Consider the following 8,670-nt stretch of genomic DNA (forward strand, 5'->3'; position numbering starts at 1 on the left):
TTTATTCAAAGCAGTTTATCTTTGTTGTAACGTAACACTTAATCAAATGAAGCTCATTATCCTTTTATTATGAGTAGTTGTATGTGACTTATTTAGTAAAAAAGATTAGATTCCAGCCCAAATATCTTTTCCGTATCGTCCTTCACGTTGTAACCGATCTAACCAATTTTTGGACTCTTGTTCACTGATACCATGAATTTCTTGATAAGCGTGACAAAGAGTATCTTCTACATCCGGAGCCATTTGACTTCCATCACCACATATATATAGGTGAGCACCGTTATCTAATAGCGAAATTAATTTAGCTCCATCCTGTTTCATTAAGTGCTGTACATATCTCTTAGAATGTCCTTCTAAACGAGAAAAAGCAGTGTGCAAGGATAGTAAGCCATCCATTTCATCTTTTTCCAGTTCTGCACGATAAAAGTAGTCTTGTTCAGGGTGGCGACAACCGAAATATAGATGAGCTTCTCCTAACTTTATTCCTTTTTGTTTCTGAGCACAACGAGTTTGTAAAAAACCTCGAAATGGTGCAATACCAGTTCCTGGACCAACCATAATCATTGGAGTTTCAGGGTTTTGCGGCAACTGAAAATTAGATTGTGGATTTCGAATAAAACAAGCAATATTGTCGTTAATGTTACATTGACTTAAATAGTTAGAAGCAATCCCTTTATATTTTCCTAATCCACTCCATGCAGGTTCGTCAATGACACTGACAGTAATACTTAGACGATCTTTGGCAACAAGTGGTGAACTAGAAATAGAATAGTAACGTGGTTTGAGTGCTGGTAGAAGTATTAAAAAGCGCTCAAACGGTATTTCACATGCTTCGTACTTTTCGAGAAGATCTAACATAGAAATACGTTTATTGAATATTTGCTCCTGATAAATTCCTTCTTCCGCTAAATGTTCCAATTCGTATTTATGTGGAGGGCAATTCGTAAAAGATGCCATTTCTCTAATTTGAGCTCTAGTCGCCGCCTCCTGTAATTCCACACTATAGCTAAGCAGGTCATGTAAAGGAACTGGCATATCTAGTGGCAAATGAGCCGCGTTTCTTCCACTTGCTGAAAGCAATACTTGATCATTTCCGTTTAGTTGATATCTCTTAAGTACACGATTGACTAGTTCCTCACTGTTATGTGGAAGTACTCCAAGATGGTCTCCTTCTTGATAAGTAACGTCTTCTGGTAAGGCAATCTCAATATGTCGTGTACTTCGCTCACTGTCAGCTGATTGGAGCTCTCGATTTTCCACAATAGTTGCATTCACTGCTTCATATGAGCGAGCAAGAGGGGAACCTCCAGGACCACTGACAAATTCAAGACTTAACGTATTCCGCTCTTTTTCTACATGTTCATTCAGTTCTAGTCCAAACGTCTCCAGAGCGTCAGACCACATTTTACTTTTCCATTGGTCAAATTGTTCCTCAAAATCACCATTTACATTTCCCTCACCACGTACTGAAAATCTAGTTGCTCCTTTTTGGGAAAGTTGTTCATCAATTATTCTCGGGACACGCTGATAAGTACTAGCCCAGTTAAGATCTCCACATCCAAACACTGCATAATGGACGTCAGTAAGATCGCCTTGGTTTAGTTCTTCTAGCCATTGTATAAACAGTTTTGCATTGCTTGGTGGATTGCCGTTATAAGAGGAAGTCACAATCAGAACTGCCCCTTCTTTTGGGAGATTACCAATTCGATTATTAAGCGGCGCCACTTCTGTTTGAACCCCGTGTAAACTAGCTGTGTCTGCAAGTTCACTTGCTACGCCTTCTGCTGTCCCGGTATCAGAACCGTAAAGAACAAGTAGTTGACGATCATTAAGTCCAGTGAGAGAAGCTACATTCTCTTGTTTGACTTGCTCATCCTCTGGCGTCTCGACCACTGGAGCAATGGCAGGTGGTAAATTACTAACTTGATCACGGGACTTAACTTTAACTTTAAAATCACCCGGTTTTAGCGTTAATGTTTGCTTCACATCCAACTGATAATTTTGATGATCGATAAATTCAAATTGCTTAAGAAGCATCCCCAGAACAAGCGTTGCCTCATGAAGAGCAAACTGCATACCGATACATGCTCGCTGGCCATTTCCAAATGGCTTATAAGCATGATGAGGGATTTTATCCGGGTCTTTAAATCGTTCAGGATGGAATTCTTCTGCATTGTCTCCCCATACGTCTTTATCCCGATGCAGCTGTGGAATAAGAACAGTAACGCGATCTTCTTCTTTCTTAATTAGGTATTTCCCGCCAATCATGGTGTCTTCTTTTGCATAAAGGCTGAATGCTGGTGCGGTAGGCCATAGACGCAGGGATTCATTTAAAATCATACGTATATATTTAAGCTGTAGAACTTGTTGATATGTCGGAGTTGTCCCTGTTAATACCCGATCTACTTCTTCATAGGCTTTATTCAACTTATCTGGATTTTTTAATAAGAAATAGATTGCAAAGGATAACAATCCGCTTGTTGTCTCGTGTCCGGCTATTAAAAAGGTTATGATTTGATAACGGATATTTTTATCATCCAGTTTTGTGCCCGTTTCCGGATCCTCCACATTTAACATACGGGAAAGTAAATCATTTTCTTCTTGGTTTCCATTTGCTCTACGTTCAGCAATAATGTTATCCACTAAAGAAAACATGGTTTGGATATCATGATGAAATTGACGTTTCGTTCTCACCATGAGTTTGTCCTGTATATCCAGTCGCTGTAATTGATGCATCGCTTCATCTAAAGCACGGACCATGCTTGTAATAAAAGGATGAGGAGTCTCTCGATAATAACTGTTGAATCGGTAATTAAAACCGCATAAACCAATCGTGTCTAATGTAAGACGAGTCATATCCTCTGGTACATCCACTTCTTCATTTGGATTAAGCCGTGCCCATTTTTGAACGAGCTGTCCGGCAATATCGACCATCTTGGCATGGTAATTTTTCATTGCTCGCTGACTAAATGTAGACATCAAAATATTATGGGCTTTTTTCCAGTTAGGCTCGTGGGTCGAGCTTGTAAATAACCCGTCTCCACCAAAGGAACGAACCTTTGCTAAGGCACCCTCTACACTTTTATCAAATCGTGACTGGTCACATACTTCTGCTACCAGTTCCTGTCCAGAAACGATAATGGCAGAACTTCCCGGAGTTTGTAGCTGAAAAATAGGACCAAACTCTTCTGCTAGTTTGACAAACGATAAAATCGGCTTATCTTTATCAATCAATGGGGTATTACCAAGCGGTCCATAAGTTTTCGGTTGAGGAATAGCAGTCAATTTTTCCATTAAAAACACCCTTTCAATTAGTACTCGTTGCAATAAACGATTCTAAGTTGAAAATTACAAAATAACTATTTATACCTGCGATAAGGAATGTTAAACCTAAAAAATCCTAGAGAAAGCAAGGAACTATTTGGTCATTTTAAACACCACCTTAAATGTTTATTTAAAAGGATTATAACATTGAAGGATGTGGAAGTATATGGATTTTTTATTGCGCAGTACAACGATACTGTTTAAAAATTTCTGGGACGATTACGTTTATTAAGTGATCGTCTCTTCTTCGTATTTGACGTATACTACGCAGTAAAAAAGGTGCGTACTTACGAAGTGGCAGAATAGGATAATAAGGAGGCTAATATTCAAAAGACTTTTTCTCTTAATTAGTGAGAAATTCCTATTGTTATTTTACCTAACGGTATGTAAAATGACAATAATTGGAATGTTTCACTTTTAAGGAGTGATACCTATTAATAAAAAGGAATTAACCTCTATTCAAATTTTAGAAGCAGCATTAAGACTTTTTAAAAACTACGGTATAGAGAAGACAAGTTTAGCGATGATAGCAAAAGAAGTAGGGATTACTAAACCTTCAATTTACTATCATTTTTCGTCGAAGGAAGAGTTGATAGAACACTCATTTAATCATATTCTTAGGAACTATAAATTTAGTGATTTTTTCCATGTTAATGAACTAAATAAAGAAAATTTTGGTGAAAAACTGTATCAATTTGGATTAGATTTTTTACCAACTACAGAGGATGACAACTATGAGTTAATAAAGGTTTTAAATGAATTTACATTATTATCTAATAGAAATAATAATTTTAAACAGCGTCTTGTAAGTGTACAATTCGAGTTTATTAATGGATTTAGAAATATATTATTAAAAGGAATTGATGAAGGAGTTATTAAAGTTTCTAATGTTGATAATTATGCTCAACTCCTAGCATTAGTTATTGATAATATAGCGAGGAGTATTATGATAGGCTTTAATATTGATTACAAAGAAGTATGGAAAGAAACAGTTAATAGTCTATTAAAAGAAGAAGAAAAAATATAGGTAGTTAATTATTTGGAAAAGAGGTAACTAAATGAAGTATTTTATTATAACTGGAACTTCTAGAGGAATTGGAGAATCATTGGTAAAAATACTGTTAAATGATGGGAATAACCAGGTTATTTGTATTTCAAGAGGTATGAGTGAAAATATAAATTTTGACTTAGGATTAAAACCTGGTAATGTATTGAATTTTTCTTTTGACCTTAATAATTTAACGGATATTGAATCCCTGTTTGAAAGTGTATTTAGTTTAATTAATGAAGATGATGTTGATTCTATTTATTTAATCAATAACGCAGGTATTCTTTCTCCGATTGGACCAATAGAGGAAACTATTAGTGAAGATGTCATTAGAAATATTAATGTAAACTTAATTGCTCCGATTTTGCTCACATCTAATTTTATAAGATACACAAATAATTGGGAGATAGATAAAAGAGTATTAAACATCTCATCTGGTTCTGCAAAATATTTACTTTCTTCACAAAGCCCTTATAGTACAGCAAAAGCAGGACTGGATTCTTTTACAAAAAGTATTTATTTAGAACAAAAAGAAAAACCTTATCCAGTAAAGGTTGCGTCAGTTTATCCAGGTGTAATAGAAACAAAATTACAAGCTGAAATACGGTCAACAAGTAAGGAAAAGTTCCCATATGTTGAATTGTTTAATCAATTATTTGAAGAAGGAAAGTTACAAACCCCTCTAGATACTGCTGAAAAACTAATTCAATTATTAATGAGTAGTGATTACGGTAAAGAGACATTAGTAGAAGAATTATCATAAATATGATTTACATCAGTAAAGCATAATAAGTTACTGTATATATTTTGAAGCCAGTTTAGAATGTGAAAAGTGAACTTAACATACGGGCAGTAGAGTTAAAGAAAGATTTCCCCAGAAATAACTGTTACTGAGGTAATGGATAAAATTTATTTACAGGAGATTATTATGGAAATATCATTGATTAGACATGGGAAATCACAGTTAGCTGATAATGATAGATTAACTTGTTTGAAATTTAAGGAATAGGTTGAAAAGCATGATTACAATGGAGTCGTTATAGAATCAAATTATCCTGCTGATACACTGGAAAAAATAGCAGCAGCAAAAATTGTGCTAACTAGTGATTTAAAAAGGTCAGTTGATTCAGTGAAAATATTAAATCCAGAAGTGAAAACAATTTCTGCCACTTTGTTTCGAGAAACGGAATTACCTACTCTTTTAATGAAACTATTGAATTTAAAATTAAGAACGAGCATTTGGGCAGTCATTTTAAGACTACTATGGTTTAGCGGATATTCTAACGAATGCGAGTCTTTGAGTGACGCAAAACAGAGAGCGAAAAAGGCATCACAACGATTAATTGATTATGCTGATGAATATAATTCTGTAGTATTAGTTGGACATGGATTTTTTAATATGTTTATTGCGAAGGAATTGCAGAAAAAAGGATGGAAAGGAAAAAGAAAAGTGGGTGTAAAACATTGGAATTGTACAACATATTCACTGTTAAGTTAACGGGAGCTTATCATGAGAAGAACAACAAATATAACAAACCCATTTTGCTACATAGTACAACGATACTAGCTATACACAATTATTATGAGACGATTATCCGAAAAGTAATAGTCTCTTTCTATTCAAAGGATCGAAAAAAGCGGACCATACTCACTCCCTCAGATAGATTCAAATTACAATGGGAGAAGGTTTTTAAAAGAAGGAGAAATTAAAGGCAATATAGAAATTAAAAACGAACCTAATTTAAAGAGGAGAAAGAAGAATGAAGAACCTTTTATTAGAGTCACATTGTATATTCCCAACATCAGATATAATAAAAACTGCTTATTTTTATGAACAAAAGATGGGATTTAAGGTTGTACAGTATTTGGATGCAAATGAACCACATATTTGTTTGTATCGTGATACAACAGAAATTATTTTAACTAAAACTAACGGACAAAAAGTGATCCCAAATAGAGAGTTATATGGTTATGGGTACGACGCTTACTTTATAACAAAGAATCAAGAGGAACTTCAAAAAGAGTTAATCAATTCTAATGTGAAAATCGTTCGTTCCTTAGATAATACTGATTACAATAATAAAGAATTTGTAGTTGAAGATATAGATGGAAGATGGATAGCATTTGGAATTAAAGTAGGTAAAAAAGATAAAATTTAACTTTGTGAAGGAATGTACTTAAAGTAACGGGTGCTTATGTTAAACAAGAGAATTGAAAAATAAAAGAACCTCTTGTTGCGCAGTACAACGATACTTGTTATTAATCAATCATTATGGCGGTAACTTTTTAGAGTGATGGTTTTGTCGTATTTGACTGATACTATGTAACAAATAACTTTTTTGTGTCAGTTCTAGTTGTTTAATAATGAGGGAAAGTTATCAAGCACGCTAACAGGAAGAAATTATTACGTGACAAATGTGATAAACTTAGGAAAAAGGAGTTTGGGGTATGAGAATCCATCGAATAGATCATGTTGGTATAATTGTCAATGATCTTCCTAGCGTGAAAGCATTTTTTCTAGACTTTGGCCTTGAAATGATGGGGGAAGGAGAAGTGGAAGGTGAGTGGGTGGAGCGTATAATAGACCTCCAAAACGTTAAAGAGGAAGTTGTAATGTTGCGAACGCCAGACGGTGAGGCGAATATAGAACTAGTAAAATTTCACACGCCATCAGATGAACATGACATACAGCGTCCTTTGGCAAATACTTTGGGTATTCGGCATATTGCCTTTGCTGTTGAAGATATTGAAGCCCTTGTTGTCAAATTGGAAAAGAAAGGCGCAGAGCTTATTGGTGAGATTCAAAATTATAAAAACGCTTATAAATTATGCTACGTTCGCGGGCCAGAAGGAATCATTTTGGAATTGGCTGAGAAACTCGAATAACTAGCTTCGTAGTACAAGGATATTTGTAATTGAATAAACATCTAAAAAGTTGTTAACAGAACAATTTTAAATATTAATGAAGTTGTGCATGTTGCACTAATGACCAGTTTGGTTGAAGAAGAAGTTATTGAAGGCAGTAAAAATATTTTACAGAGAGATAAAAATGAATGAATAAAATTATCTTGATACAGCATTGTCAATCAGAACATCACATAAATAATACTTCAGGTGGATGGACAGATACTCCATTAACTGAGTTAGGTAGACAACAAGCAGAAATTTAGAGCAAGAGCAAATAGAAATCCACGAACAAAAATTGGGTTTGACTTAGATTATCGGGAATTTCAAGATGGTGAGAGTTGGAGGATCTGTTTTTTCGGAGAGCTAGTGCATTTTAAAACTAATGTAAGGAGCTGCCTCTCAGTCACACAAGCAAGGACAGCTCCGTTTACTCTTATTGATGTTATTGACAATTTCCAGCAAGAATTATACCTTCTAAGACAGGAGCACCTGAAGTGCTGGCCAACGAATTAAAAGGACGAACTAACACACGCGAGTTTGGAGTAACGGAGGCAGCGGTAGGAAGTTCTATTCTGGATGACCAAGTAGGTGGGGCTTCGGAAGTTGCAAATAACTGGTTTCTAAAGCTACCAGTTCCAGGAATGATGATTTCACCTGTATACTTGTCAAAATTACCGAAGACTCGCGGTTCTGGTAAGGTTGCCATAATGCTCACTGCCTGACCTCCTCTTGGACCAAAGTGCACATAAGCTACTCCACCTGTACCGAATGGGACACTCCCTTGGGTTTGTAAAAACGTACAGCAGGGGTAAGGGACTAAACCCGGAACGCAGAGGATATCTCCGGGGAATAATACATTAGGATCAGGAATATGAGGGTTATTAACTGCAAGTGCTTCTATCCTAACTCTAAACATTTGTGCAATGGTATAGAAAGTGTCTCCTGGAATTACGGTATATCGACCCAAAAACCCTTGTGGACAGTTCCCTGGTATTCTTGTTTGCTGTCTATACATAAAAACTACCTCCCAATCGTAGAAATCTTATTTAATACGGTCATTTTATAGTATGTGGTTACGTTTAAATTGGGCCTGCTTTTTTGAATTATGATTAATGATTATCTAGACAGTAAAACACTTTCCTTTATTGTATCCATTAAAGTAGCTCTGACAGAGAGGTTAAGTATGTACTTATATTTTTAACTGATCACCTATCTATCATGAAATCTATGTATGATAAACCGAAATAAGTATACTTGTAGCATGTTAATAATTTTGATATGCTTAATTGGTTGTAAATGAAAGGAGCATTAGGTATGTGTTGCTCATGTTGTCCAGTGGTAAATATGCAAAAGTCTCTCTAATTTAAAAAACTTAGGAGGTTATTTTGTAT

8 protein-coding genes are annotated in these 8,670 nt (G+C 35.2%); 6 read left to right on the forward strand and 2 right to left on the reverse strand.

Translation table 11 applies throughout. From position 1 onward, the window contains the following. Positions 1–105: 105 nt before the first annotated feature. On the reverse strand, positions 106–3,294 hold the full coding sequence (locus SH601_RS13885; protein WP_319958931.1) for a bifunctional cytochrome P450/NADPH--P450 reductase: 3,189 nt from the start codon (positions 3,292–3,294) through the stop codon (positions 106–108). Positions 3,295–3,748: 454 nt separating this feature from the next. On the opposite strand from SH601_RS13885, the gene SH601_RS13890 reads away from it, so the two are divergent. The 6 genes from SH601_RS13890 (at position 3,749) to SH601_RS17665 (ending at position 7,542) form a co-directional block, all read left to right on the forward strand. Then, positions 3,749–4,351, forward strand: a complete 603-nt coding sequence (locus SH601_RS13890) for a TetR/AcrR family transcriptional regulator (RefSeq protein WP_319958932.1) — start codon at positions 3,749–3,751, stop codon at positions 4,349–4,351. Positions 4,352–4,382: 31 nt separating this feature from the next. Next, the gene (locus SH601_RS13895; RefSeq protein ID WP_319958933.1) at positions 4,383–5,135 is read left to right on the forward strand and encodes a (S)-benzoin forming benzil reductase; all 753 of its coding nucleotides are present in this window, start codon (positions 4,383–4,385) and stop codon (positions 5,133–5,135) included. Between the two features lie 312 nt (positions 5,136–5,447). Next, positions 5,448–5,870, forward strand: coding sequence for a histidine phosphatase family protein (locus tag SH601_RS13900; RefSeq protein ID WP_319958944.1), 423 nt, complete (start codon positions 5,448–5,450; stop codon positions 5,868–5,870). Between the two features lie 262 nt (positions 5,871–6,132). Next, a complete protein-coding gene (locus SH601_RS13905) occupies positions 6,133–6,531 on the forward strand; it encodes a VOC family protein (protein WP_319958934.1) in 399 nt (132 codons plus the stop codon). A 289-nt stretch (positions 6,532–6,820) separates the two neighbouring features. Continuing rightward, on the forward strand, positions 6,821–7,258 hold the full coding sequence (locus SH601_RS13910; RefSeq protein WP_319958935.1) for a VOC family protein: 438 nt from the start codon (positions 6,821–6,823) through the stop codon (positions 7,256–7,258). Between the two features lie 167 nt (positions 7,259–7,425). Then, on the forward strand, positions 7,426–7,542 hold the full coding sequence (locus tag SH601_RS17665; RefSeq protein WP_413775131.1) for a phosphoglycerate mutase family protein: 117 nt from the start codon (positions 7,426–7,428) through the stop codon (positions 7,540–7,542). Positions 7,543–7,721: 179 nt separating this feature from the next. On the opposite strand, the gene SH601_RS13915 is transcribed toward SH601_RS17665, so the two are convergent. Continuing rightward, positions 7,722–8,294 (reverse strand): LysM peptidoglycan-binding domain-containing protein, encoded by a 573-nt coding sequence (locus tag SH601_RS13915; RefSeq protein ID WP_319958936.1) that lies wholly within the window; start codon positions 8,292–8,294, stop codon positions 7,722–7,724. Positions 8,295–8,670 lie beyond the last annotated feature (376 nt).

The sequence above is a fragment of the Gracilibacillus pellucidus genome, assembly GCF_033949965.1.
GTDB lineage: Bacteria > Bacillota > Bacilli > Bacillales > Amphibacillaceae > Gracilibacillus > Gracilibacillus pellucidus.

Excerpts from the sequence above, each read along its gene's own strand:
- SH601_RS13885 (WP_319958931.1), bottom strand. The coding sequence starts at position 3,294 with ATGGAAAAATTGACTGCTATTCCTCAACCGAAAACTTATGGACCGCTT.
- SH601_RS13895 (WP_319958933.1), top strand. The coding sequence starts at position 4,383 with ATGAAGTATTTTATTATAACTGGAACTTCTAGAGGAATTGGAGAATCA.
- SH601_RS13905 (WP_319958934.1), top strand. The coding sequence starts at position 6,133 with ATGAAGAACCTTTTATTAGAGTCACATTGTATATTCCCAACATCAGAT.
- SH601_RS13910 (WP_319958935.1), top strand. The coding sequence starts at position 6,821 with ATGAGAATCCATCGAATAGATCATGTTGGTATAATTGTCAATGATCTT.
- SH601_RS17665 (WP_413775131.1), top strand. The coding sequence starts at position 7,426 with ATGAATAAAATTATCTTGATACAGCATTGTCAATCAGAACATCACATA.
- SH601_RS13915 (WP_319958936.1), bottom strand. The coding sequence starts at position 8,294 with ATGTATAGACAGCAAACAAGAATACCAGGGAACTGTCCACAAGGGTTT.